The organism is Rahnella sp. CFA14(1/10) (assembly GCF_004195095.1).
Taxonomy (GTDB): Bacteria; Pseudomonadota; Gammaproteobacteria; order Enterobacterales; family Enterobacteriaceae; genus Rahnella; species Rahnella perminowiae.
The window spans coordinates 261,492-286,584 of the sequence record NZ_SEWS01000004.1; the positions used below are offsets into that span (position 1 = coordinate 261,492).

Genomic DNA, 25,093 nt, shown 5'->3' on the forward strand with positions numbered 1-25,093 from the left:
GTCGACTGTTACAGCCACAAACAGACAGTACCGAACAAAGTTGTAACCATTGGAGGGCTTCGCTATGTCAATTAAGAAGCTCGATGATGGTCGATATGAAGTGGACGTAAGGCCGCAGGGTTCCGAGGGAAGAAGAATCCGGCGTAAATTTAATACGAAAGGTGAGGCTCAGATTTATGAGCGTCATGTGCTGGTTAACTACCATAATAAAGAGTGGTTAGAGAAACCGGCAGACCGCCGCAAACTGACTGATTTGCTGGAATTGTGGTGGCTATACCACGGTAAGCACCATAACCGTGGTCTGATAGAAAAAGGCAGGCTTTCAGCAATCATGATTAAGTTTGCTGAAATCGGGGTGACCAGAGCTGACCAGATAACCAAGAAAGCTATAACGGATTATCGGGTCAAGATGATGAATGAAGGCTTGAAACCAGCCAGTGTGAACCGTCATCAGGCTATATTCAGCGGCATGTTTACCAAGCTGATTGATGCCAATGAATATCACAGCGAGCATCCTTTCAGAGGCGTGAAAAAGCTTAAAGAGGCTGAGCCAGAAATGGCGTTTCTTTCCACGGAAGAAATCACGCAGTTGCTCGATATGCTGGAAGGAGACAACCGCAACGCTGTGCTGCTTTGTCTGGCCACCGGTGGTCGCTGGAGTGAAGTTGCAGATCTTAAAGCTGAGCACATTATCAACTGCATGCTGACATTCATGAAAACGAAGAATGGTAGACGCAGAACAATACCGCTGTCAGAGGGCTTGGTTAAAATGGTGAAAAAACGTAGTACCGGGAAACTGTTTACGCCCAATTACGACACGGTGCGAAACACACTGCGAACTATGAAGCCAGACCTACCCGCCGGACAGGCTGTCCATGTTCTGCGGCACACATTCGCCACGCATTTTATGATGAATGGAGGTAATATTATTACACTACAGCGAATTTTAGGACATTCCACCGTACAACAGACCATGGTTTATGCGCACTTTGCACCGGACTTTTTGCAGGATGCAGTCTCATTAAACCCACTTAACGGAGTGTCCATATAATGTCCACGAATCTGCACTATTTAGGACTAAGTGAAACCTTATGAGTAACTTAACTGATTGTATTTCCACGGAAAGCACCACCGAGTCAGGGGGGCATATGTCCGTTCAAGGTCGCATCCACTCATATGAATCCTGTGGCACCGTTGACGGCCCAGGTATCCGTTTCATTGTTTTTTTCCAGGGTTGCCTGATGCGTTGCATGTATTGCCATAACCGCGATACCTGGGACACACATGGCGGGAAAGAGATCAATGTCGATGACTTGATGAAAGAAGTCGTCACATATCGTCATTTTATGAATGCTTCCGGTGGCGGCGTAACAGCCTCCGGTGGCGAGGCCATACTGCAGGCTGAATTTGTGCGTGACTGGTTCCGCGCCTGCCAGAAAGAAGGGATTAATACCTGTCTGGATACCAACGGTTTTGTTCGTCGTTATGATCCGGTGATCGACGAATTACTGGATGTGTCTGATCTTGTCATGCTTGATCTAAAACAGATGAACGACGATATTCACCAGAATCTGGTAGGTGTCTCCAATCACCGCACCCTGGACTTCGCCCGCTACCTGGCTAAACGTAATCAGCGAACCTGGATCCGTTATGTCGTCGTGCCGGGCTGGTCTGATGATGATGACTCCGCGCATAAACTGGGTGAGTTCACCAAAGATATGACCAATATCGAGAAGATTGAACTGTTGCCATATCACGAGTTGGGTAAACACAAATGGACGGCAATGGGTGAGAAATACGGTCTGGATGGCGTAAATCCGCCGACCAAAGAGATCATGGAAAGAGTGAAAAACATTCTGGCCAGCTACGGGCATAAAGTGATTTATTAAACACCGATATCCTGCCCATTAAAAAGACGCCATCTGGCGTCTTTTTCGCTTTATGAGACTAAGATTCTCAATGAAACCATACCCAAAATAATTGGAGTTGCAACAAGGTGACGAGATCCCGATGAGCTGACATAAGTCAGTGATTCGGGTCCCAGAGCGTAGCTAACTCAGTTGTAGCTTCAAGTATGAAGGGTATCAGGCGGCAGCAACCGGGTTATGCGTATGATCCGCTTTGCGCATCAGCATCGCCAGATAGACCAGCGAGACAACCGCAATCATCACGAACAGCAGGCGGTCTGAATAACTTTGCATCAGTATCGCAGTCATCGTTGGTCCTGCCAGGCTGCCGATGGTGTAGCTCATCAGTAATGCCTGATTCATCGCTACTAATTCCTCTGCATTTACTTTTTCACAAGCCCAGGACATGGCAACCGGATACAACGTAAAACCAGCACATCCCAGAATGAATAGCGTCGGTGCCATCGCATAACCACTGAGCATCGCAATGCTACCGAGAATAACGGCGAAGATTTGAATACGCAGTACCATAAGGCGTCCGTAGCGATCGGCCAGTCGTCCCACCGGCCACTGCCCGACAATTCCGGCACTGACCAGCAATGCCATCCAGTAACCCACATCCGCATCACTCATTCCCTGATGCGTCAGGAACAGCGGCATCAGGCCGTAGAGAGAGCCCAGAACGATGCCGGAAATAATACAACCGTTAATTCCCAGGCGGGCATTTCTGCGTCTGAACATCGGCATTACGGCATAACGCGGTTGCTCACTGTCCTGGTTTTCAATATGCGTCAACAGCAACGGCAACATCGCAATGACAATCAGCGCCGTCACCCAAGGCAACACGCTTAAAATTGCTGTGGGCACTGTGCCCACCAGGAGCTGCCCAACCACTGTGCCGATGTAATACATGATCATATACGCCGCCAGCAACTGGCCGCGATTTTTGACAGTTCCGCTGCGTAGCAACGCACTTTCCACCACAACCCAGATCAACGCACAACCGATCCCCGCAACAAAACGCGCCGTTATCCAGCTCCAGAAACTCATTGAGAGCGCCAGACCTGCCGTCGCAACAGCAAACAAAATGCAGGAGAGGTAATAACTGCGGTTAAAACCCATACGTTTAATCAGCCCGCCCGCGAGCAAAGTACCCAACAGGTTCCCGGTAAAATAAGATGAACTAACCAGCCCGACCTGCCAGGTCGGAAGTTGCTCATGACTGAGCCACAAGGGGACCAGCGTGTTTAAAACAGCGATAGAAATCGTCAACAGCAGGAGTCCGCACAGGAGCAGAGAAACAGGACGGGAATAGGCGGACATAGGATGGTGATGACCACAAAGAGGAAGAAATTGCGCGCATCATGCCACCGGCGGTTTAAAAGTCAATCCGGCAAAAACCAGCCTGAGCACAAACGGAAGAGTGATGATTGAAATCGTTAATCAAGTCCTGAGATTAAGAATTATGATGCTTTAATGACAATGCAATATCACCATGATAACAAACGAGTTTACATTTACCACACCCGTTACATTTCTTGTCATCAACCACAGGTTGATTTTGTTGATTAAAAAAAATTGCCGTGCGGGGACACGCAATTTCGCACATCCTGCACATATCATCTAACCGCCCCAGGCACTGAGCCGAAATTACCGGACGCAGACTGATATCCATCGGGACACGTTCATCCAGCGCGCCGCTTTCGCAAGCCTGCGTGCAGGCCCCGCAAAAATCACATTCGGCATAATCGATAGCCAGCGAGGCCACCCTTTCCTGAACGCTTATAATGCCGACCGGACATGCCTGTACGCAGTGCCCGCATCCATCACATTGCTGCAGAAACGCCGGTTCGGCAACGGCCTGAGGCGGACGGGCAACTGTGCGCACCGGCAACTTTGCTGAAGGGGGTTGTGCTTGTTTAATGGCCTGCTTACCCGTTGACAGCAGGCCGCGAAATAATCCACGGCGGCTGACAGTTCTGCTGCTCATCCAGGCCCGGTAAAAGCCAGCATCACGTGGATCGCTCATCAGAAATACAAATCCGCGGCTTTTACTTCCAGATCCTGCAGCTGTTTCCAGCCACAGAGCGTGGATTCAGCCAGTATGGCCACACCCACGTAAAACGGATGTTCGGCTTTCTGCCGCAACAATTCCAGATAACGACCTGCCCAAGGCAGCAAATGCATTGTTAAAAATTCATTCAACAATGCCGGAGAGTTTTCAGCCAGCCAGGCAGACATCATCAATAGCAAACCAATGTGATCCTCTGGTTCTGCCTGGGTCAGGTGCGGTTCGATGCCGTTTTCGCGCATCCACTGCCGAAGCACCAGTGTGGAATCGCCAAACACGACGGACTCTTTGTCCAGATAGACCGAGCCCCACGGCGGCGCAGGGAGCGCGTAAGGGCCTACAAACAGGCGCTGATAGGCGTCCCCGAGACTTTCCTTCGCCAGATCAATCTGGCTGAAATATTCAGTGACCTGCGCTTTGGCATCTTCACTGGCACAGGGCCACAAGGGTGCCCATTCGCTGTTTTCCAGTAATGCAATTAAAGGCTGAACTTCTCGGGAATCTGGCGGATAAAATAAGACGGCGCCTAAAATTTTACCGGTTAAACTGATTGATTCTGCTGACATAATTCACTCTGATTAGAGAGAACACGCCACCACAAGCGACGCGTTCTCTGATAAATCGGACTACTGATCATTAGCCGCTGACGGCCATTCCCACGGTCATATGCAAACCATAGAATATGGCGCGACCAATCAGCTCACCGGCAAATACCAGCACGAACGCCAGAATCATTGATGCCAGTGCCGGACGCTTGCGCATAATCAGCGGGCAGAACCAACAGCCGAGACCGAGAATTACCAGCACCAGCCGCCAGACTGACAGCGAACCGTATTGCGGGATCAGGGCATCAGCAGCCTGAACAGAACTGCTGATGCCTGCCAGACTTGCGCTTTGCAGCATGACAACTGCCATACTCACGACCAGCGCAGCAAGACTGATAACAGGCAACAGGCGCAACCCGCAACCATTGATATTCGCACCACGAAGCAGCAGAGAACCCAGAACCGGACCACCGATCAGCACCGTCAGCCCGAAATGGAAAAAGGTATACGCATTATCCCAGGTCGGCACGGTCTCAATTTCATAAACGCGGCACATCGCGTAAACAAAACCGATACCCGCCAGCATGGTGACGATCAACCAGATTTTACCCAGTGCGCGCGGCATCTTGTTGAGCATCGCCAGCAGCCAGTAAATTCCGCCTAAGGCAAAGAAGAATGATCCGCTACCGATTTCATTGCTCAGCGGCGACGCACCCAGACGGTTAAGCGAATTGAATGCCCGCAGGGGCGATCCCAGATGCAGCACCGAAGCGATAAAAGCGATCGCCATCAGCGCCCACAGGAAGAACATTGAAAGATGTATCCGACGGGTCTCTTCTTTACTGCGTTGAGTGAGAAGCGCAATAGCCAGCACGATAAACGCACCAACCACACATTGCCCCAGGACCGTAAAGACCATTAAAGGCCATTCATGCCATCCGTTTCCCATCTCAAACCTCCTTCGGGTTAGCCAGATAACCCGTTGTATCGCCTACAGGACGGCAATTCGCATTGGGTTTGATGACGATATTTGGGTGAGTGAAATGTGAAGCCGGCAAGGGGGCCACTTCAGCCAGATCACCGTATTTCGCACGCAGTTCTTCAATTGGCGCCATATCCAGCGCACGCAGCGGGCAGGACTCCACACAAATCGGTTTCTTGCCTTCCGCAATGCGCTCATAGCAGCCGTCGCATTTGGTCATGTGACCTTTGGCTTCGTTGTACTGTGGCGCACCGTAGGGACATGCCATGTGACAGTAACGGCAACCGATGCAAACGTCTTCGTTCACCACCACAAACCCATCTTCACGCTTATGCATCGCGCCACTCGGACACACTTTGGTACAGGCAGGATCCGCACAGTGGTTGCAGGAAATCGACAGATAATACGCAAAGACATTCTGATGCCAGCCGTCGCCGTCCTTCTGCCAGTCGCCACCGGCATATTCATAAACGCGGCGGAAGCTGACGTCCGGCGTTAAGTTTTTGAAATCTTTACAGGCCAGTTCGCAGGTTTTGCATCCTGTGCAGCGGCTTGAGTCAATATAAAAACCATATTGAGTTGTCATGTTTTACTCCGTTAAACCTTAGCCACTTGCACAAGGTTGGTATGAGAGGGGTTACCTTTCGCCAGCGGTGAAGGTCTTTGAGAAGTCAGTACGTTGATGCTGCCCGCACGGTCAATTTTTTTGCTGTCAGGGGAATACCACGCTCCTTCACCGAGCGCCACAACGCCTGGCATCATGCGCGGGGTCACTTTGGCGGCGATCTGCACTTCACCACGGTCGTTGAAAATACGGATCATGTCGCCGTTGGTGATGCCACGCTGCGCAGCATCCATCGGGTTGATCCACATTTCCTGCCGGCAGGCCGCTTTAAGCACGTCGACGTTACCGTAGGTGGAATGCGCACGCCCTTTGAAATGGAAGCCTGTCAGTTGCAACGGGAAGCGGCTCGCAATCGGGTCATCGTAATTTTCAAATCCGGCGGCATAAACAGGCAACGGATCAATGACATCATCTTTTTCCAGTTGCCATTTCGCGGCGATCTCAGCCAGTGGGGCGGAATAGATCTCAATTTTTCCCGAAGCTGTTTCCAGAGGATTAGCCTCAGGATCCTCACGGAATGCCTTATAGGCAACATGATGTCCTTCCGGGTCACGCTTTTTGAAAATTCCCTGCTGGCGGAAAGTGTCAAAATCGGGAAGTTCAGGAATAGCCTTCACAGATTGTTGATACAAATGGCGCATCCATTCTTCCTGATTGCGCCCTTCAGTAAACTTCTGTTCAACCCCCATGCGTTTAGCCAGTTCTGTAGTCATCTCATAGATGGTTTTGCATTCAAAGCGCGGTTTAATAGCCTGGTCGGCGAAAATTACATAAGCCATGTTGCCGCACTCAGCATCCAGGCAGAAATCCATCTGTTCGGAAGCCGTACAATCAGGCAGGAGGATATCGGCATATTTTGCCGAAGAGGTCATATGGTTATCTATGACGACAATCATCTCGCACTGCTTATCATCCTGAAGAATGTCATGAGTGCGATTGATTTGAGAGTGCTGATTGATCAAGCTATTACCGGCATAATTCCAGATAAACTTGATAGGAACATCCAGCTTATCCTTACCCCGAATACCGTCTCGCACCGCCGTCAGTTCGGGTCCACGCTTGATCGCATCCGTCCAAAGGAAAAACGGAATGCTTGTAGTCACCGGATTATCGAACGTCGGCATACGTACAAATGGCAGACTGTAAGAACCCGAATTTGCGCCTGAGTTACCGCCGTTAATGCCCACATTTCCTGAAAGGAGCGCTAACATAGCAATCGCACGGGTTGCAATTTCGCCGTTTGAGTGGCGTTGAGGCCCCCAGCCCTGCGCAATAAATGCTGGTTTTGCCTGCCCTATTTCGCGGGCAAGTTTGATAATTTTATCCACAGCAATGCCGGTGATTTTTGACGCCCATGCAGGCGTTTTGGCGACACCGTCCTCGCTACCGCCCAGAATGTACGCTTTGTAATGCCCATTGGCGGGTGCGCCTGCGGGCAAAGTTTTCTCGTCGTAACCAACGCAATATTTGTCCAGGAACGGCTGATCGACCAGATTTTCAGTAATCATCACATACGCTAACGCCGCGGCGAGTGCGCCGTCAGTCCCCGGACGAATCGGTATCCATTCATCTTCACGACCGGCCCCAGTGTCGGTATAACGGGGATCAATAATGATCATGCGCGCATTAGATTTCAGTCGCGCCTGCTCAAGATAGTACGTCACCCCTCCGCCGCTAAGACGGGTCTCACCAGGGTTATTACCGAAGAAAACCACCAGCTTGCTGTTTTCGATATCTGACGGGCTGTTACCATCCGCCCAGCCACCGTAGGTATAGTTGAGACCCGCAGCAATCTGTGCAGAACTATAATCACCATAATGATTGAGATAACCACCGCAGCAGTTCATGAGGCGGGCAATCAACGTTTTTCCCGGTGGCCATGAACGGGTCATCGTGCCGCCTAATGTACCGGTACCGTAGTTAAGATAAACCGCTTCATTGCCAAAGCGTTGAATAACATCTTTCAGGCTACCCGAAATCATGTCTAAGGCTTCATCCCAGCTGATACGCTTAAATTTACCTTCGCCGCGCTTACCTACACGTTTCATTGGGTACTTGAGACGATCAGGATTGTAGACCCGCCGCCGCATAGAGCGGCCGCGCAGACAAGCCCTGACCTGGTGCAATCCTTCGTAATTGTCATCACCCGTGTTATCCGTTTCGACATAACGGATCACCCCATCGACAACATGCATTCTCAGCGGGCAACGGCTCTCACAATTGACGGTGCATGCACTCCAGACAATTTTCTCATCTGCGGTTTTAACCGAATCCTGACGTGTTTCAGCACGTATTGATTTAAATGGCAGTGATATGCCCCCGACGGCAGCTGCCATACCGGCGAGCGTAGTTCCCTTAACCAGATCACGGCGGCTGATCCCTCCGCCTGAACCCGTTTTCTTGCTGTTTGAATCCGACATTGCTTACTCCGTTGCGCCCTTATCTTAAGGACGAAAATTTAACAACCATGTCACTGAACCTGGCTCCTGGGCCGTGGCTTCTTTAGACTTTTTCTATCTGAATCAAATTCGTATGCTGAGGATTACCTTTCGCCAGCGGGGACGGGCGCTGGGTCGTCAGCGTGTTCATGCAGGCACCATGGTCAATACGGTCACCACTCATATTGGCCTGATGCCATGCGCCCTGCCCCATAGCAACAACGCCGGGCATGATCCGCGGCGTAACTTTGGCTGCCACACGCACTTCGCCACGGTCATTAAACACTTTCACTTTGTCACCGTTCTCAATACCACGGGTTTTGGCATCCAGCGGGTTGATCCACACTTCCTGACGGCAGGCCGCCTGCAGCACGTCGATATTGCCGTAAGTGGAATGGGTGCGGGCTTTGTAGTGGAAACCGAACATCTGTAGAGGGAACTGGCTGCGTTTCGGGTCATCCCAACCTTCAAAGGTTGAGGCATAGACCGGCAGCGGACTGATTGTTTCGTCTTTTTGCAGCTCCCATTCGCTGGCAATTTTCGCCAGTGCCGAGGAATAAATTTCGATCTTTCCTGAGGGTGTTTTCAGCGGATTAGCGACAGGATCCTGACGGAATTTTTTATAGGCCACAAAATGCCCTGCCGGATCTTTACGTTTATAAATTCCCATTTCGCGCAATTCTTCATACGCAGGTAACGCCGGGTCTTTCGCCAGCATTTTGGTGTACAGATACTGCAACCATTCCCGCTGGGTGCGGCCTTCGGTGAATTTGTTGTAAACATCCGGACCAAGACGACGCGCCACTTCGCTCATCATCTCGTAAATTCCTTTGCGCTCGAATTTGGCAGAGGTCGCGGGCTGGATGAAAATCAGGTATCCCATATTGCCGGCGTAATCGTTGGGAATAATGTCTTCCTGTTCGACGGTCATGAGATCCGGCAACAGGATATCGGCGTATTTCGCCGATGACGTCATGAAGTTTTCCAGCACAACGATCATTTCGCACTGCGAGTCATCCTGCAGAATATCGTGGGTTTTATTGATATCGGAATGCTGGTTGGTGATGGTGTTACCGGCATAGTTCCAGATGAATTTGATCGGCACATCCAGCTTGTCTTTACCGCGCACGCCATCTGCTTTGGCAGTCATTTTAGGTCCGCGCGCAATGGCATCGGTCCAGCTAAAACAGGAAATCTGTGTTTTCACCGGATTTTCCAGCACCGGCATTCTTTCGATAGTAATGGTATAGGTTGACTCACGCGCCCCGCTGTTACCACCATTGATACCGACATTGCCGGTCAGAATCGGCAGCATAGCGATAGCCCGGGACGTCAGTTCACCATTGGCCTGACGCTGCGGGCCCCAGCCCTGAGAAATATAAGCAGGTTTGGCTTGTCCGATTTCCCGGGCCAGTTTAACGATGCGATCCACAGGAATGCCGGTAATACGGGATGCCCATTCAGGTGTCTTTGCCGTCGCATCTTCGCCCTGACCGAGAATATAGGCTTTGTAGTGACTGTTAGCCGGTGCCTCCGCAGGCAAGGTTTTTTCGTCGTAGCCCACGCAATACGAATCAAGGAAGTCTTGATCGACCCTGTCCTCAGTGATCAGCACATGTGCAAGGCCTGCCACCAGTGCGGCATCCGTTCCCGGCCGGATAGGGATCCATTCGTCCTCCCGGCCTGCGGCGGTATCGGTATAACGCGGGTCGATCACGATCATCCGGGCATTGGAACGCTGGCGCGCCTGTTCGAGATAGTACGTAATCCCGCCGCCGCTCATGCGCGTTTCCGCCGGATTATTACCGAAAAGGACGACCAGTTTACTGTTTTCAATATCTGACGTACTGTTGCCGTCGTTGCTACCATAGGTATATGGCATAGCGCAGGCGATTTGCGCGGTACTGTAGGTGCCGTAATGACTGAGAAAACCACCATAGCAATTCATCAGACGCGCCACCAGCGAGGCGTAAGGAGAAGAACGGGTAATGTTGCCGCCTACCACGCCGGAGGTATAATTGATATACACGGCTTCATTGCCATATTTCGCAACAATACGCTGCAAATTACCGGCAATTTCATCAAAGGCTTCTTCCCAGCTGATGCGTTTGAACTTACCTTCACCGCGCTTACCGACGCGCTTCATTGGGTAATTCAGACGCTCAGGATGGTTTATCCTGCGACGGATAGAACGCCCGCGCAGGCAGGCGCGTACCTGATGATCGCCATAAATATCCTGCCCGGTATTATCCGTTTCAACCTGGTAAACTTCATCATCGCGCACGTGCAAACGTAGTGCACAGCGGCTGCCACAATTGACCGAGCAGGCGCCCCACACCACTTTATCTTCATGCTTTGGCTTCTCTGTCGCTTGCGCCAGTGCTTTACGGCTAAAAGGCAACGATACGCCACCCGCAGCAATGACCAGCCCGGCCAGTGTTGATGTCTTCATCAACCTCCGCCGGCTGATACCACTCTTTACCGTGGTAATTTCTGATTTGGTTTCTGACATATTCCACTCCGGTAACGAGGCAATACCCACTCTGACTGCATGGATACTACTCAGCAGGAGGTATGAAACCTTGTCTGCTATCAAAAAAGCCGGGGTTGGATCAGGTGAAATGAGGATTTCTTAGCGTAGCGCACGTTTTTATGCATAAAAAAAGCGCCCTTAGGCGCTTTTTCGCTATATTAATGCATATATCACGGGCTTAACCGATATATTCTAAACCGCCCATGTATGGACGTAATACTTCCGGCACTTCAATACGGCCATCAGCTTGTTGATAGTTTTCCAACACCGCAACCAGTGTACGCCCCACAGCCAGACCAGAACCGTTCAGTGTATGAACCAGACGTGGTTTTTTGTCAGTTTTGTTGCGGCAACGCGCCTGCATACGGCGGGCCTGGAAATCGCCCATGTTTGAACATGAGGAAATTTCACGATAAGTGTCCTGCGCTGGCAGCCAAACTTCCAGGTCGTAGGTTTTGCAAGAGCCAAAGCCCATATCGCCGGTACACAGGAGAACTTTGCGGTATGGCAAATTCAGCAACTGTAGCACTTTTTCCGCATGACCGGTCAGTTCTTCCAGTGCATCCATTGAATCTTCAGGACGCACAATTTGCACCATTTCAACTTTGTCGAACTGGTGCATACGGATCAACCCGCGGGTATCACGGCCATAAGAGCCGGCTTCTGAACGGAAACAAGGGGTATGCGCCGTCATCTTCAGTGGCAGAGATTCTTCTTCAAGAATTTCATCACGAGTCAGGTTAGTCAGCGGCACTTCTGCCGTTGGGATCAGCGCATAATTGCTGCTGCCCGCTTCTTCACTCAGTGGTTTGGTATGGAACAGATCTTCGCCAAATTTTGGCAGCTGACCGGTACCAAACAGCGTTTCCTGATTGACCAGATACGGAACATACGTTTCCAGATAACCATGTTGTTCTGTGTGTAAGTCCAGCATGAACTGCGACAGCGCGCGATGCATACGGGCGATTTGCCCTTTCATCACCACAAAACGCGCACCCGTCAGTTTTACGGCCGCGGCAAAATCCAGACCGCCTGCCATTTCGCCCAACGATACGTGATCACGCACGGCGAAATCATACTGACGCGGCGTACCCCAGCGGCTGACTTCCTGGTTATCGTTCTCATCTTTACCGGCGGGCACAGAGTCATCAGGCATGTTTGGAATAGCAGAAGCGATATCGCGGATATCATTTTGCAATGCATCCAGTTCCGCTTTCGCGGCATCCAGCTTCTCACCCAGCGTATTCACTTCCAGACGCAGGGGTTCGATGTCTTCGCCACGGGCTTTTGCCTGACCGATAGATTTCGATCGGGAGTTACGTTCAGCCTGTAGAGTTTCCGTTTCTACCTGCAAGACTTTGCGGCGTTCTTCCTGAGAACGCAGCGTTTCCACATCGAGTTTAAAACCTCTGCGAGCGAGTTTTTCTGCAACTGCGTCTAGCTCATTACGCAGCAGATTGGGATCCAGCATGCTAATCCTGTACGTGTCGTTATTGAATGTTAATTTGACGATGCACACTGACTGAAACGACAGCGTGTCAAAGAGTTATCACGGATAACCTTACCGCAACGATAAAATTAGCGGTAGCGTTTTGTCGGGCTATTTTGATCTTGTTCGGCAAGCCATGCCAGCTTTTCGCCGATCTTGCCTTCAAGGCCGCGTGATGTCGGGTAATAATACTGCGTACGGGCCATTTGAGGCGGGAAATAATCTTCGCCCGCAGCATAGGCATTCGGTTCGTCGTGCGCATAACGATACTCGGCACCCAGCCCCATTTCTTTCATCAGCTTCGTCGGTGCATTACGTAAGTGTTCCGGTACATCGAAATCTGCCATTTCCCGGGCATCACGCATGGCTGATTTGAACGCCGTATAAACCGCATTACTTTTCGGAGCACAGGCCAGATATACGATAGCCTGCGCAATTGCACGCTCACCTTCAGCCGGACCCACACGAGTAAAACAATCCCAGGCAGCGAGAGCCACCTGCATGCCACGCGGATCCGCATTACCCACATCTTCTGACGCAATCGCCAGCAAACGTCGCGCCACGTACAACGGGTCACCACCGGCGGTGATGATGCGGGCGTACCAGTAAAGCGCCGCATCAGGCGAAGAACCCCGTACTGATTTATGCAAAGCAGAGATTAAATCGTAAAAACGATCGCCTTTATTATCAAAGCGCGCACTGCGTTCACCGGCAATCTCAGTGAGCAATTCCGGCGTAAGTGTCCGGTAACCTTTGGCGTCAATTTCCGCCATATCAGCCATCATTTCAATGCTGTTCAGCGCACGGCGTGCATCGCCATTCACCAGCTCCGAAAGCATACGACGGGTTTCCGGCGGAACACGGATTTTCTCGTTGGCGTAACCGCGCTCCGCATTCGTCAATGCCTGATCAATCACTTTCTCGATATCTTCGGAGGTCAGTGATTTCAGCAAATACACACGGGCACGAGACAGCAATGCGGAATTGAGTTCGAAAGAGGGGTTTTCGGTGGTCGCACCAATAAACGTGATGGTGCCATCTTCAATGTGCGGCAGGAATGCATCCTGCTGACTTTTGTTAAAGCGATGAACTTCGTCAACAAACAAAATGGTACGGCGTCCGGCATCGCGATTCTGCCGGGCACGTTCAATCGCTTCACGAATATCTTTGACGCCGGAGGTCACCGCCGATATCCGTTCGACGTCGGCGTCTGCATAGCGGCCAATCAGTTCTGCCAGCGTTGTTTTCCCGGTGCCCGGCGGACCCCATAGAATCATAGAATGCAATTGCCCTGCTTCAATCGCCCGTGGCAAAGGTTTGCCTGGCGCTAACAGATGCTGCTGTCCGATATATTCTGCAAGGGTAACTGGCCGCATCCTGGCGGCCAGTGGCTGGAATTCGTTTTGGGAAAAATCGAGTGACAGATTACTCAAACTAACCTCACTGACGCTGGTCGTCCACCGTCACACCCTGCGGCGGAGTAAATTTAAACTTGGCATCATCAACAGACGCATTTTGCTCGCCTTTCAATGTATAAGCACTTTTCTGCCCGTCCTGCTCAACGGCAGTGAAGCTTTTGATAGTGCCTGAAGGGGTCACGTTGATCGCGAATTGTTTCAGATTACCGGTCGCCGTTTTCGGCGTTAATTCGAAATCATCGCCTTTCTGCTTCACGTTGTATTTTGCCCAGTCACTGCTGTCATTACGCGTGATCAGCATAAACGGCGTGTTGCCTGTAGCATTTTTCAGCCAGGTCGCCGTGACCTGCTCAACGAACGGGTTGTAGAACCACAGGGTTTTACCATCAGAAACTAAAATGCTTTCATCTGGCGTGGTCATATGCCAGTTAAACAGGTTTGGACGTTTCACCCACAACTGACCTTCACCCTGCTGAACAGCTGCACCATCATCGCTGGTGACCGTCTGTGTAAAACTGGCATGGAAAGTATTAAGTTTACCCAGACGGGATTTAAGGTCACTGCTGGCATCCGCTAATACGGAAGCGGAGGTAAATGCGGTCAGTAAACACCCTACCATTAACAATTTTTTCATTCTTATTCTTACCTCAGAAATCCATAAACTTCAGACGATGCCTTTTACACAGGCAAAAGACGTATGGTGCGAACTCTATCCGAGGCGACGCCCAGAAGGTAGCTCAATCATCTGAAAAAACGTTGTTTTACGCTTCTTTGCACAAGGGTCGCATTCGCGACCCTTCTTAACAAAATACAGGCAGATCGGTACAGTTTTATTCGTGTGACGGCGGTGCCAGGACTTCACGGTTACCGTTATGGCCCGGCGTACTGACAATGCCCTGCGCTTCCATTTGCTCAACAATTCGCGCCGCACGGTTATAACCGATACGGAACTGACGCTGAACGCCGGAAATTGACGCACGACGTTTATCGACAACGAATGCAACAGCCTGATCAAACAGAGCATCAAGCTCTTCATCACCGTCCAGACCTAAACCGCCCCCTTCACCATCATCGCCACCGGAAACAATGCTTTCGATGTATTTTGGACGACCGCGCGCCTTCCAGTCCTGCACGACCGCGTGCACTTCCTGGTCACGGACAAAAGCCCCGTGAACACGAACCGGAATCGAGGAGTTGGGTGCCATATACAGCATATCACCCATCCCCAACAGGGATTCTGCGCCGCCCTGATCCAGGATAGTGCGAGAGTCAATTTTACTCGACACCGTAAAAGCAATACGGGTCGGAATATTGGCTTTAATCAGACCGGTAATGACGTCAACGGAAGGACGTTGCGTCGCCAGAACCAGGTGAATACCTGCCGCACGGGCTTTCTGAGCAAGACGCGCAATCAGCTCTTCCACTTTTTTACCGACGGTCATCATCAGGTCGGCAAACTCATCGACCATCACCACGATAAACGGTTCTTTCTGCAGATACGGAGGCTCCGCAGCCATTCCGTCGCCGGGCTTCCAGAATGGATCAGGAATCGGACGCCCCATTGCTTCCGCTTCCAGTACCCGCTCGTTGTAACCGGCAAGGTTACGCACACCCAGCGCCGACATCAGTTTATAGCGACGCTCCATTTCACCGACACACCAGCGCAGCGCATTGGCGGCATCTTTCATATCGGTCACGACTTCGGTCAGCAGATGCGGAATACCTTCATACACTGACAATTCGAGCATTTTCGGATCGATCATGATGAAGCGCACATCTTCCGGTTTGGACTTGTACAACATACTCAGGATCATGGCATTAACGCCGACGGACTTACCGGAACCGGTCGTACCGGCAACCAGCAAGTGAGGCATTTTCGCCAGATCGGCGATAACAGGTTCACCGGAAATATCTTTACCCAGGACAATCGTCAGGGGTGATGTACTTTCTTTAAATTTCGCACAGTCCAGCACTTCACGCAGATAGACGGTCTGGCGCTTTTTATTGGGTAACTCCAGGCCGACATACGGTTTGCCTGGGATCACTTCCACAACACGCACCGCAACTGCTGACAATGAGCGGGCAAGGTCACGCGAAAGGTTGGAAATACGTGCGGCTTTAACACCCGGCGCCAGATCCAGTTCAAAACGGGTGATCACCGGCCCGGGTAATTTCCCGACGACATCGGCTTTAATCCGGTAATCATTCAGGCGTGCTTCGATCAGATTGCCCATCTGTTCCAGCGCGAACTCATCCACCGGCTCCGCTTCAGCCGGAGGCGAAGTGAGCAAATCCAGCGATGGGAGCGGCGTGGTCGGTTTAATCAGCGGCTGCTCATTACGCATCAGGAACGGGTGGATCAAACTGTCCATATCCGGCTGTACCGATGGCGCAGACTGACGAGGAGCCTTATATTCCTGGGCATGCTGCACGGGCTCAGAGGCCGCAGCGCGCTGATAAGGTTGCTGCGCAAAAGCAGGTTGCGGTTCTTCTTCCGCTTGTGCCGGCAAGGTAAACAGCGGCTCAGAAGGCGTATCGTCAATCAGATCAGCCATTGGCGAGAAACTGAAGGCATCATGCTGGCTGAGCTTCATGGCCGCAGCGGCAAAATCATCCGCTGCAACAGCGGGTGATACAGCCTGGTGACTTTGTGAATGATGATGCTGAAGCACACCACTTTGCGGTTCGACATCCTGCTCATAACGGGCCTGCTCACGCGCCGCAAACGCATTGCGTAATTCGGCCTCCTGCAAGGCGGCGGCATCCGGTTCATCAGCAGGCTCTGCATCGCCATAACGCGCTTGCTGCTGAGCCGCAAAGGCTTGCTGCAATGCTGCTTCCTGCATGGCTTCCTCGTCAGCCTGCGCCAGAGAGTCGTTATGCCATACGCTTTGTTCGGCATCCCGTTGCGTCGTCGCTGACTGCGCCTGTTCCTGCTGCTCTGCCATACGCTGGGAAGGAAGTTTAATGCCATATGAGGCCAGCTCACGGCGCGTAGGTATACGCACCGGATTAGGACGTGGTAACTCAGGGCCAAAGCCTTTTTTCACCTGCGGATTTTCATCGCTCACCGCACTGAAAGCCGGCATAAAGGTGTTACCCACAGAAGATGCCGCTGACTGTCCTGCCTGCGCAAGACCAGTCGCCAGTGCTGCGGTGGCCGCCACGCTGGCTGCCTGACCGGCATCAGGCACCGCTGAACTGAAATCAAACGGAGAACGGGAATGTTCCACTGCCGTTTGCCAGTTGCCCAGGCTCGGCCCATCGTCCTCTCTGCGCTCAACGGGCGCGGGTGAAGGGGATTGCTGAACGGGTTGCGGATGGCGCGGTACCGGTGTTTCTTCCGGGATCTCGAAATTGTATAACGGCGGAGTAGCTGCAGCCGGTGCCGGCGGCGGTGCAATATTAGCAACCGGCGGTTCAGCGGCATAAGGATCGGCTGCCGGTGCCGGGCTCACAACCGCTGCAGGTTCAGCTTCCGCCGGGCTGGCTACCGAAGACACCTGAGCAGCAGGCTCATTCACGGAAGGTGCAGAAAACAGCACATCATCTTCATCGGCTTCAGCAGCAACTGCCGATGCTGTGACAACGCTTGCCGCAGCGACGGCAGGCGCAACTTTAGCGACAGGTTTTGCGTCGTCTTCCAGTAGCGGATCGTCATGCTCGTCGTAATCATAATCTTCATCGCGACGGGAGCGGTTGGTCACGATATTCGTCACACCCAGCACTGCGCCGCCGATCTTTTCAGCGATGGTCAGCCAGGACCAGCCGGTAAATAAAGTCAGACCGGCAGCCCAGACGCACAGCAGAACCAGGGTCGCCCCCACGTTATTGAAGTACGGGGTCATCGCGGTACTGAGCAAACTGCCGATTACACCGCCGGAAGCGAAGTAATACAGGTCATCAATATTGACGGCCGCAAGACCACAAGACGTGACAATGAGCGCCAGCGTGCCAATAAGGCGCAGCGAAAGGGCAAAATAATCGACGAAATCCTGTCTATCCCGCTGACGGAAAGCCGCCCAACAGAGACACAGAATAATAGGGGGTATCGCGTAGCCAAATACGCCAAAGATGAAGAACAGCGTGTCGGCCATCCATGCACCTACACCTCCACCCCAGTTATGAATTGGCCCATGCCAGGCGGTCTGAGACCAACTGGGATCTGAGGGGTTAAAACTCACCAATGCTGCCATTAAATAAGCAGCAAAAATCGCCACCACAACCAGCAAAGCCTCCAGCAGACGGCGGCCATTGCTCAGTTTTTTTAGGGTAACTTCTTTATCTTCTGTATATTCCTGGCTCAAGAAAGGCTCTCCAGGTTCCTGTGAACTGAGAAAAAGCAACAGCGCCGAGACTCCCCGGCGCCATAGCTGTATAGATACACAGGAGTGTAGCTAAAATGACAAGGTTTTGCACCAGAACAATTACCGGGTCTTAATGACCAGGCGATTTGTCTGCTTCACTTCTTCCATCACCACGTAGGTGCGGGTGTCGTTAACACCAGGCAGACGAAGTAAAGTCTCACCTAAGAGCTTACGGTAAGCAGACATATCAGGTACGCGGGTTTTCAACAAATAGTCGAAATCCCCTGAAACCAGATGACACTCCTGAATATCTTCGAGTTTTTGCACTGCCGCATTGAACTGCTCAAACACATCCGGCGCGCCGCGATTGAGGGTAATTTCAACAAATACCAGCAACGAGGCATCCAGATAATGCGGGTTGAGCAATGCAGTATAACCATTGATGAAGCCCTGACGTTCCAGACGACGAACGCGCTCCAGACATGGAGTTGGAGATAATCCCACACGTTTGGAAAGCTCGACGTTTGAAATCCGGCCATCCTTCTGCAATTCATTGAGGATGTTACGGTCAATACGGTCGAGATCTTTTCCCGGACGCTTTTTATTGTCTACCATTATTATTGTCTCTCTGCTGTCCTTCCCTGCACCTGCCATACCCCAGCCAACTTCAATGTCTAAGGGTTGTCCCAAGCGAAGACCCGATGATTAAGGTTTACGCATCCAAAAGCCGCGTTGATCCCCTGTCAAAAGGAACACGGCCGTAAAGCGGATACTCAAAAGAAATAACCCTGCGAAATTAATAGGTTGTCAACAAACAACCTGATTCACTCATCCCTGCTGCAACCGAAAAGCCAAAAAACAAGACCGGAACAGGTCCGGTAGCAGCCAATGGCATAAATTCAAGTCACAGACAGGCAGTTAATTTCTCCTTCCCCTGATGTTTTCGCAAATGCACAGCGGATTGTCAAAGTAAAAGAAGCAAAATCAGAAGAACGTGCCAGATTGAAAAGCTGGTACCCCCTTTTTAGCTATCTTTTCTCTTTGAACAATAACAACGCATCTCACGCGTTATTTCTGCAAAATCCCTACAAAGCGTCCTGAATTATGCCCGAATTAACACGTTTTGATGAGCAACGTTCATCACGTATGGTCGTCAGAATGGTTGTTTTTCATCCTATCCATCAAACAGTTACCTGCTTCATCGATATTGACGAAACTCTTTTTACGCGGGTTGCACAATAAAAACTATCAGACAAATCGTTAACAACATCTGAGTTTACTTTTTTTACTGCGCCGTTTTCCCTACAATCGGTTTATCGCTTGTCGCCATCGCGGAGATGAATTACGCATGAGTACGGTTAAACACAGTAAATTATTGATTTTGGGCTCCGGTCCGGCGGGTTATACCGCAGCGGTTTATGCCGCGCGTGCAAACCTCAATCCGGTATTAATTACCGGGGTGGAAAAAGGTGGGCAGCTGACTACCACCACCGAAGTGGAAAACTGGCCGGGTGATCCGGAAGGTCTGACCGGTCCGGGCTTAATGGAACGTATGCACGAGCATGCCACCAAATTTAATACTGAGATCATTTTCGACCACATCAATAAAGTCGATTTGCAGAATCGTCCGTTCCGTCTGACCGGTGACAGTGGCGAATACACCTGTGACGCGCTGATTATCGCTACCGGCGCCTCGGCACGTTATATCGGCCTGCCTTCCGAAGAAGCGTTCAAAGGTCGCGGCGTCTCAGCCTGTGCAACCTGTGACGGGTTTTTCTACCGCAACCAGAAAGTCGCGGTTGTCGGCGGCGGCAATACCGCTGTCGAAGAAGCCCTTTATCTGGCAAACATTGCCTCTGAAGTGCATCTGATTCACCGTCGTGACAGCTTCCGTGCAGAAAAAATTCTGGTAGACCGCCTCAATGACAAAGTGGCCAGCGGTAATATCGTTCTGCATACCCACAAGACCCTCAATGAAGTGGTTGGCGATCAGATGGGTGTAACGGGCGCGAGCCTGCTTGATGTACGCACTGACGAGAAATCGCAAGTGGATGTGGCAGGCGTGTTCATCGCTATCGGCCACAGCCCGAATACCGGTATTTTTGAAGGCCAGCTGGAACTGAAAGATGGCTACATCAAAGTGCAGTCCGGCTCGCATGGCAATGCCACCCAGACCAGCATTCCGGGCGTCTTCGCCGCGGGTGACGTGATGGACCACATCTATCGCCAGGCGATCACTTCCGCCGGAACCGGTTGTATGGCCGCACTGGATGCAGAACGCTATCTGGACGGTTTATCCCAGGCACCAGATTTATAATTACGCCTGCGGCGAGTTATCGGACGAAGAGTCCACACAAAGAGTAACGAATAAGGCGGCTTAATTGCCGCCTTATTGTTTTCAGTGTTGAGCCAAGCATGTAACATGAGCGCCCTCCCATCCGGATTGCTGCACAGACTGATGCCTGATGAATAAAACACGACAACAAGAACTTATCCGCTGGTTAAAACAACAAAGCTCACGCGCCAAAGGCTGGATACGTCTGTCTATGATGCTGGGTTTACTTTCCGGTTTGCTGATCCTCGCGCAGGCGTGGCTGATGGCCGGATTACTGCACAGCCTGATCATTGAGCACACCCCGCGAGATGCCTTGCTGCAAAGTTTCCTGTTAATGGCGCTGACGTTTGTTCTGCGCGCTGTCGTCACCTGGCTGCGTGAACAGGTGGGTTTTATTTGCGGACGGGTGATACGTCAGGAAATGCGCAAGCGAGTACTCGACCGTCTGGAAAAACTCGGTCCTGCCTGGATCCATGGAAAACCGGCGGGCAGCTGGGCCAGCATCATTCTTGAGCAAATCGAAGATATGCAGGATTACTATTCCCGCTACCTGCCGCAGATTGCCCTGGCAGGTATCATCCCTCTGCTTATTTTGGTCAGCGTCTTCCCGGTTAACTGGGCTGCCGGGCTGATACTGCTGGTGACCGCCCCGCTTATTCCGCTGTTTATGGCACTGGTCGGGATGGGTGCAGCGGAGGCGAACCGACGTAACTTTGTGGCGCTGGCACGTCTGAGCGGGAACTTTTTAGACAGCCTGCGCGGCCTCGATACGCTTCGTCTTTTCCATCGCGGCACAGCGGAAATCGATCAGATCAAACGTTCAACTGAAAACTTTCGTGCCCGCACGATGGACGTCCTGCGCCTGGCCTTTTTATCCTCCGCTGTGCTGGAATTCTTCGCGTCTATTTCCATCGCAGTTGTCGCGGTTTACTTCGGTTTCTCCTATCTCGGTGAGCTCAATTTCGGCAGCTACGGTACCCCTGTTACCCTGTTCGCCGGTTTCCTGGTGCTGATACTCGCCCCTGAATTTTTCCAGCCTCTGCGTGATCTGGGCGCGTTTTATCACGCCAAAGCGCAGGCGGTGGGGGCTGCCGAAAGTCTCGTCACCTTCCTCAGCGCAGAAAGTGCTGATATGGGGGACGGCGAGCAACACTGGCCAGCCGGACAGGCAGTGTCACTGGAAGCCCGCGACGTCATTATTCAGTCGCCGCAAGGTAAAACGCTGGCCGGCCCGTTAACATTTAATGTTCAAACCGGGCAGCGTATCGCGATCGTCGGCCTGAGCGGTGCAGGTAAAAGTTCGTTGCTCAACGCCTTGCTGGGCTTCCTGCCCTATCAGGGTTCCGTTACCGTCAGCGGCATTGAATTGCAATCATTACGTAAAGAAGAATGGCGTAAACAGCTAAGCTGGGTCGGCCAGAATCCGCACCTGCCGGAACTTACCCTGCGCGCCAATATCCTCCTCAGTCAGCCGGATGTCAGCCACGAGCAGCTTCAGTCCGCCATCGACCGTGCCTATGTGAACGAATTCCTGCCGCTCTTACCACAGGGGCTGGAAACCGAACTGGGCGACAGCGCGGCGCGGTTATCCATCGGCCAGGCTCAGCGTGTCGCCGTTGCCCGCGCCCTGCTCTGTCCGTGCCGTTTGCTGCTGCTCGATGAACCCACGGCCAGTCTTGACGCGCACAGCGAAAAGCGTGTGATGAATGCGCTGAACGACGCGTCAAAAGCACAAACCTCCCTGCTGGTCACACATCAACTGGAAGATACGCGTGACTACGATGAAATCTGGGTGATGGATAAAGGCCTGATCGCTGAGCGCGGCACCTTCGCGCAACTGGTGGCTCAGAACGGTTTATTCGCCCGTCTGCTTTCCCGGCGGAATAAGGAGCTGTAATCATGAAAACTCTTCTGCCTTATCTCGCCCTGTACCGCCGCCACGGGTTCCGTTTGTCACTGGGCGTCATTCTGGCTATCGTCACCTTACTGGCGAGCATCGGCCTGCTGACGCTTTCCGGCTGGTTCCTGGCGGCCTCTGCGGTGGCCGGTATCGCCGGTTTATACAGCTTCAACTACATGCTTCCCGCCGCCGGTGTACGGGGTGCCGCCATATTTCGTACCGCAGGTCGCTACGCCGAACGTCTGGTCAGTCATGACGCAACCTTCCGTGTGCTGGCGCATTTGCGGGTGTTTACTTTCACAAAAATCATGCCGTTGTCGCCGGGCGGCATTGCGCATTTCCGTCAGGCAGATCTGCTCAACCGTCTGGTCGCTGATGTCGATACGCTCGATCACTTATACCTTCGGGTAATATCTCCGCTGGTAAGTGCACTGGTTGTCATCATCCTTGTGACAGCGGGCCTGAGTTTCCTTGACCTGAAGCTGGCGCTGACGCTGGGTGGGATTATGCTGGTGCTGATGCTGATCCTGCCGGTGATTTTCTATCGTGCAGGAAAACCCGCAGGCCGCGAGCTGACGGCGCTGCGCAGTGACTACCGGATGCAACTGGCTTCGTGGTTACAGGGGCAGTCTGAACTGGTGGTTTTCGGCGCTCAGCCACGTTTCCGCCAGCAACTCAATGATATCGAACAGCGATGGATGTTGCGCCAGCAACAGCAGGCAAAACTTACCGGTTTATCGCAGGCTATGGTGATTGCGGCGGCCGGTCTGACTGTCACACTGATGCTGTGGCTGGCGGCAGGAGGCATCAGTGAATTTCCGCAACCGGGCGCGCTGATTGCACTGTTTGTCTTCACCCCGCTGGCAGCATTCGAAGCGCTGGGACCTGTAGCCGCCGCATTCCAGCATCTTGGGCAGGTCATCGCCTCCGCCCAGCGCGTCAGCCAGATCATTGATCAACCCGCCGATGTGACCTTCCCGTCACAAGGCCCGCTGGCTGGTGAACAGATCAGCCTGTCGCTGAAAAAGGTGAATTTCACTTATCCTGGCCAGCCTTTGCCGGTTCTCCAAAATATTACGCTGAATATCCGCGCCGGTGAGCATATCGCCCTGCTCGGCCAGACCGGTTGTGGTAAATCCACCCTGCTGCAATTGCTGACCCGCGGCTGGGATATCAGCAGCGGGTCACTGGAAATCAACGGTCATGCCATTGAGGGCTACGACGAAGCCACGCTGCGCACAATGATCACGGTGGTCAGCCAGCGTGCGCATGTATTTAATACCACGCTGCGTGAAAACCTGCGCATGGCCTCACCGCAAAGCACCGATGAACAGCTTGCAGAAGCGTTGAGACAGGTTGATTTACATAAACTTTTAGAAAACGAAGGTCTGAATGCCTGGCTCGGTGAAGGCGGACGTCAGCTTTCCGGCGGCGAACAGCGCCGGATCGGACTGGCCCGTGCGTTATTGCATAATGCACCCCTCTGGTTGCTGGATGAACCGACGGAAGGGCTGGATGCAGAAACAGAACAGCATATTTTGGCTCTGCTGCATAAACATTGTCAGAATAAGACGCTACTCTTAGTGACGCACCGTTTACACGGTCTGGAAGCCCTCGACAGGATATGCGTCATGGAAGAGGGGCAGATTGTTGAACAAGGTGATCACCAGACGTTAGCCGCGGCACAAAGTCGTTATGCCAGATTCCTCGCCCGCGCCTGAGGTGGTTGTTTATGGTTTACGGCGGACCTGTCCGCCGGATAAGGAGATCTATGCGGTTAGTTAAGCTTGAGGCCAATTCAGTGAATTTCCCGGCGCCTGAAACTGCATTGCAGGAGCCGAATGGCCTGCTGGCTATCGGAGGCGATCTCACCGCCCCCCGTCTGCTTTCCGCTTATCAGCATGGCATTTTTCCCTGGTTCGAGCCCGGAGAGATGATCCTCTGGTGGTCGCCTGACCCGCGTGCGATTTTGGTTCCCGGAGAACGCCATGCCAGCCGCAGTCTGAAACGTTTTATGCGCAAGATGCCGTTCCGTTTCACCCTCAATCAGCAGTTTGAGCGGGTGATTCATGCCTGCGCCATGCAGCGTGAAGATGGCACCTGGATCGGGCCGCTGGTACAGCGCGGGTATCAGGAATTGCATGAAGCCGGGCGCGCGCACTCGGTAGAAGTCTGGGAAGGTGATGAGCTGGTTGGCGGTTTATATGGCGTTTCTGTTGGCAAATTATTTTGCGGCGAGTCGATGTTCAGCCGCCGGGAAAATGCCTCCAAATGCGCGCTTATGCTTTTTTGCCAACATTTTTCCCGCAATGGTGGAGAACTGATTGACTGTCAGGTGCTCAACCCTCACACTGCGTCGCTGGGTGCGAGAGAGATCCCCCGCCGCCAATTTTTGCAGCAGTTATCCGAACTTTCACAACATGCGTTAGCGCCGGATTGCTGGTTGCCACAAGACTTATCCCCACATGATGAAGACCTGCCGGTGTTCCCGAAGGATAGGGAATAGGTGCGGTCATGGACCATACTTCTTTACATAATGTGGG

18 protein-coding genes are annotated in these 25,093 nt (G+C 52.3%); 6 read left to right on the forward strand and 12 right to left on the reverse strand.

What is annotated here, in order from left to right; translation table 11 throughout:
- Positions 1-64 precede the first annotated feature (64 nt).
- Entirely contained in the window at positions 65-1,051 is a 987-nt protein-coding gene (locus EVX52_RS10190; RefSeq protein ID WP_015689581.1) for a tyrosine-type recombinase/integrase, read from the forward strand.
- A gap of 97 nt (positions 1,052-1,148) precedes the next feature.
- Positions 1,149-1,889 (forward strand): pyruvate formate lyase 1-activating protein, encoded by a 741-nt coding sequence (gene pflA, locus EVX52_RS10195; RefSeq protein ID WP_015689580.1) that lies wholly within the window; start codon positions 1,149-1,151, stop codon positions 1,887-1,889.
- A gap of 195 nt (positions 1,890-2,084) precedes the next feature.
- Here the strand turns inward: pflA and EVX52_RS10200 are convergent, their stop codons facing one another.
- The 12 genes from EVX52_RS10200 to lrp all read right to left on the reverse strand — a co-directional run bounded on the left by EVX52_RS10200 (position 2,085) and on the right by lrp (position 18,930).
- Entirely contained in the window at positions 2,085-3,230 is a 1,146-nt protein-coding gene (locus tag EVX52_RS10200; protein WP_129991224.1) for an MFS transporter, read from the reverse strand.
- Positions 3,231-3,363: 133 nt separating this feature from the next.
- Complete coding sequence (gene napF, locus EVX52_RS10205) at positions 3,364-3,936, reverse strand: ferredoxin-type protein NapF (RefSeq protein WP_129991225.1); 573 nt, start codon at positions 3,934-3,936, stop codon at positions 3,364-3,366.
- Positions 3,936-4,544 (reverse strand): Tat proofreading chaperone DmsD, encoded by a 609-nt coding sequence (gene dmsD, locus EVX52_RS10210; protein WP_129991226.1) that lies wholly within the window; start codon positions 4,542-4,544, stop codon positions 3,936-3,938. The genes napF and dmsD overlap by 1 nt, the downstream gene beginning before the upstream one ends.
- A 70-nt stretch (positions 4,545-4,614) precedes the next feature.
- The gene (locus EVX52_RS10215; RefSeq protein WP_129991227.1) at positions 4,615-5,472 is read right to left on the reverse strand and encodes a dimethyl sulfoxide reductase anchor subunit family protein; all 858 of its coding nucleotides are present in this window, start codon (positions 5,470-5,472) and stop codon (positions 4,615-4,617) included.
- Between the two features lies 1 nt (position 5,473).
- The gene (locus tag EVX52_RS10220; RefSeq protein WP_129952480.1) at positions 5,474-6,091 is read right to left on the reverse strand and encodes a DMSO/selenate family reductase complex B subunit; all 618 of its coding nucleotides are present in this window, start codon (positions 6,089-6,091) and stop codon (positions 5,474-5,476) included.
- 11 nt (positions 6,092-6,102) lie between these two features.
- The gene (dmsA, locus tag EVX52_RS10225) at positions 6,103-8,550 is read right to left on the reverse strand and encodes a dimethylsulfoxide reductase subunit A (protein ID WP_129952479.1); all 2,448 of its coding nucleotides are present in this window, start codon (positions 8,548-8,550) and stop codon (positions 6,103-6,105) included.
- An 82-nt stretch (positions 8,551-8,632) separates the two neighbouring features.
- Entirely contained in the window at positions 8,633-11,080 is a 2,448-nt protein-coding gene (gene ynfE / locus EVX52_RS10230) for a selenate/tellurate reductase subunit YnfE (protein ID WP_129952478.1), read from the reverse strand.
- Between the two features lie 199 nt (positions 11,081-11,279).
- A complete protein-coding gene (serS, locus tag EVX52_RS10235; RefSeq protein WP_015696611.1) occupies positions 11,280-12,572 on the reverse strand; it encodes a serine--tRNA ligase in 1,293 nt (430 codons plus the stop codon).
- A gap of 107 nt (positions 12,573-12,679) precedes the next feature.
- Entirely contained in the window at positions 12,680-14,023 is a 1,344-nt protein-coding gene (locus EVX52_RS10240) for a replication-associated recombination protein A (RefSeq protein WP_129952477.1), read from the reverse strand.
- 7 nt (positions 14,024-14,030) lie between these two features.
- On the reverse strand, positions 14,031-14,642 hold the full coding sequence (gene lolA / locus EVX52_RS10245) for an outer membrane lipoprotein chaperone LolA (RefSeq protein WP_129952476.1): 612 nt from the start codon (positions 14,640-14,642) through the stop codon (positions 14,031-14,033).
- A gap of 196 nt (positions 14,643-14,838) precedes the next feature.
- Entirely contained in the window at positions 14,839-18,315 is a 3,477-nt protein-coding gene (locus tag EVX52_RS10250; RefSeq protein WP_129991228.1) for a DNA translocase FtsK 4TM domain-containing protein, read from the reverse strand.
- Between the two features lie 120 nt (positions 18,316-18,435).
- Positions 18,436-18,930 carry a leucine-responsive transcriptional regulator Lrp gene (gene lrp, locus EVX52_RS10255; RefSeq protein WP_013574775.1) on the reverse strand — a complete coding sequence of 165 codons (495 nt, stop codon included), beginning with the start codon at positions 18,928-18,930 and terminating at the stop codon, positions 18,436-18,438.
- A gap of 733 nt (positions 18,931-19,663) precedes the next feature.
- Here lrp and trxB point away from each other — a divergent pair.
- The 4 genes from trxB to aat all read left to right on the forward strand — a co-directional run bounded on the left by trxB (position 19,664) and on the right by aat (position 25,056).
- A complete protein-coding gene (gene trxB / locus EVX52_RS10260) occupies positions 19,664-20,632 on the forward strand; it encodes a thioredoxin-disulfide reductase (RefSeq protein WP_120161190.1) in 969 nt (322 codons plus the stop codon).
- A 148-nt stretch (positions 20,633-20,780) separates the two neighbouring features.
- On the forward strand, positions 20,781-22,547 hold the full coding sequence (cydD, locus tag EVX52_RS10265; RefSeq protein ID WP_129952474.1) for a cysteine/glutathione ABC transporter permease/ATP-binding protein CydD: 1,767 nt from the start codon (positions 20,781-20,783) through the stop codon (positions 22,545-22,547).
- 2 nt (positions 22,548-22,549) lie between these two features.
- Positions 22,550-24,271, forward strand: coding sequence for a cysteine/glutathione ABC transporter ATP-binding protein/permease CydC (gene cydC, locus EVX52_RS10270; protein WP_129991229.1), 1,722 nt, complete (start codon positions 22,550-22,552; stop codon positions 24,269-24,271).
- A 50-nt stretch (positions 24,272-24,321) separates the two neighbouring features.
- Positions 24,322-25,056, forward strand: a complete 735-nt coding sequence (aat, locus tag EVX52_RS10275) for a leucyl/phenylalanyl-tRNA--protein transferase (protein WP_129952472.1) — start codon at positions 24,322-24,324, stop codon at positions 25,054-25,056.
- Positions 25,057-25,093: the final 37 nt, after the last annotated feature.

Bases quoted from the DNA above. Each gene is read 5' to 3' on its own strand.
- EVX52_RS10190 (WP_015689581.1), top strand. From the start codon at position 65: ATGTCAATTAAGAAGCTCGATGATGGTCGATATGAAGTGGACGTAAGG.
- pflA (WP_015689580.1), top strand. From the start codon at position 1,149: ATGTCCGTTCAAGGTCGCATCCACTCATATGAATCCTGTGGCACCGTT.
- EVX52_RS10200 (WP_129991224.1), bottom strand. From the start codon at position 3,230: ATGTCCGCCTATTCCCGTCCTGTTTCTCTGCTCCTGTGCGGACTCCTG.
- napF (WP_129991225.1), bottom strand. From the start codon at position 3,936: ATGAGCGATCCACGTGATGCTGGCTTTTACCGGGCCTGGATGAGCAGC.
- dmsD (WP_129991226.1), bottom strand. From the start codon at position 4,544: ATGTCAGCAGAATCAATCAGTTTAACCGGTAAAATTTTAGGCGCCGTC.
- EVX52_RS10215 (WP_129991227.1), bottom strand. From the start codon at position 5,472: ATGGGAAACGGATGGCATGAATGGCCTTTAATGGTCTTTACGGTCCTG.
- EVX52_RS10220 (WP_129952480.1), bottom strand. From the start codon at position 6,091: ATGACAACTCAATATGGTTTTTATATTGACTCAAGCCGCTGCACAGGA.
- dmsA (WP_129952479.1), bottom strand. From the start codon at position 8,550: ATGTCGGATTCAAACAGCAAGAAAACGGGTTCAGGCGGAGGGATCAGC.
- ynfE (WP_129952478.1), bottom strand. From the start codon at position 11,080: ATGTCAGAAACCAAATCAGAAATTACCACGGTAAAGAGTGGTATCAGC.
- serS (WP_015696611.1), bottom strand. From the start codon at position 12,572: ATGCTGGATCCCAATCTGCTGCGTAATGAGCTAGACGCAGTTGCAGAA.
- lolA (WP_129952476.1), bottom strand. From the start codon at position 14,642: ATGAAAAAATTGTTAATGGTAGGGTGTTTACTGACCGCATTTACCTCC.
- lrp (WP_013574775.1), bottom strand. From the start codon at position 18,930: ATGGTAGACAATAAAAAGCGTCCGGGAAAAGATCTCGACCGTATTGAC.
- trxB (WP_120161190.1), top strand. From the start codon at position 19,664: ATGAGTACGGTTAAACACAGTAAATTATTGATTTTGGGCTCCGGTCCG.
- cydD (WP_129952474.1), top strand. From the start codon at position 20,781: ATGAATAAAACACGACAACAAGAACTTATCCGCTGGTTAAAACAACAA.
- cydC (WP_129991229.1), top strand. From the start codon at position 22,550: ATGAAAACTCTTCTGCCTTATCTCGCCCTGTACCGCCGCCACGGGTTC.
- aat (WP_129952472.1), top strand. From the start codon at position 24,322: ATGCGGTTAGTTAAGCTTGAGGCCAATTCAGTGAATTTCCCGGCGCCT.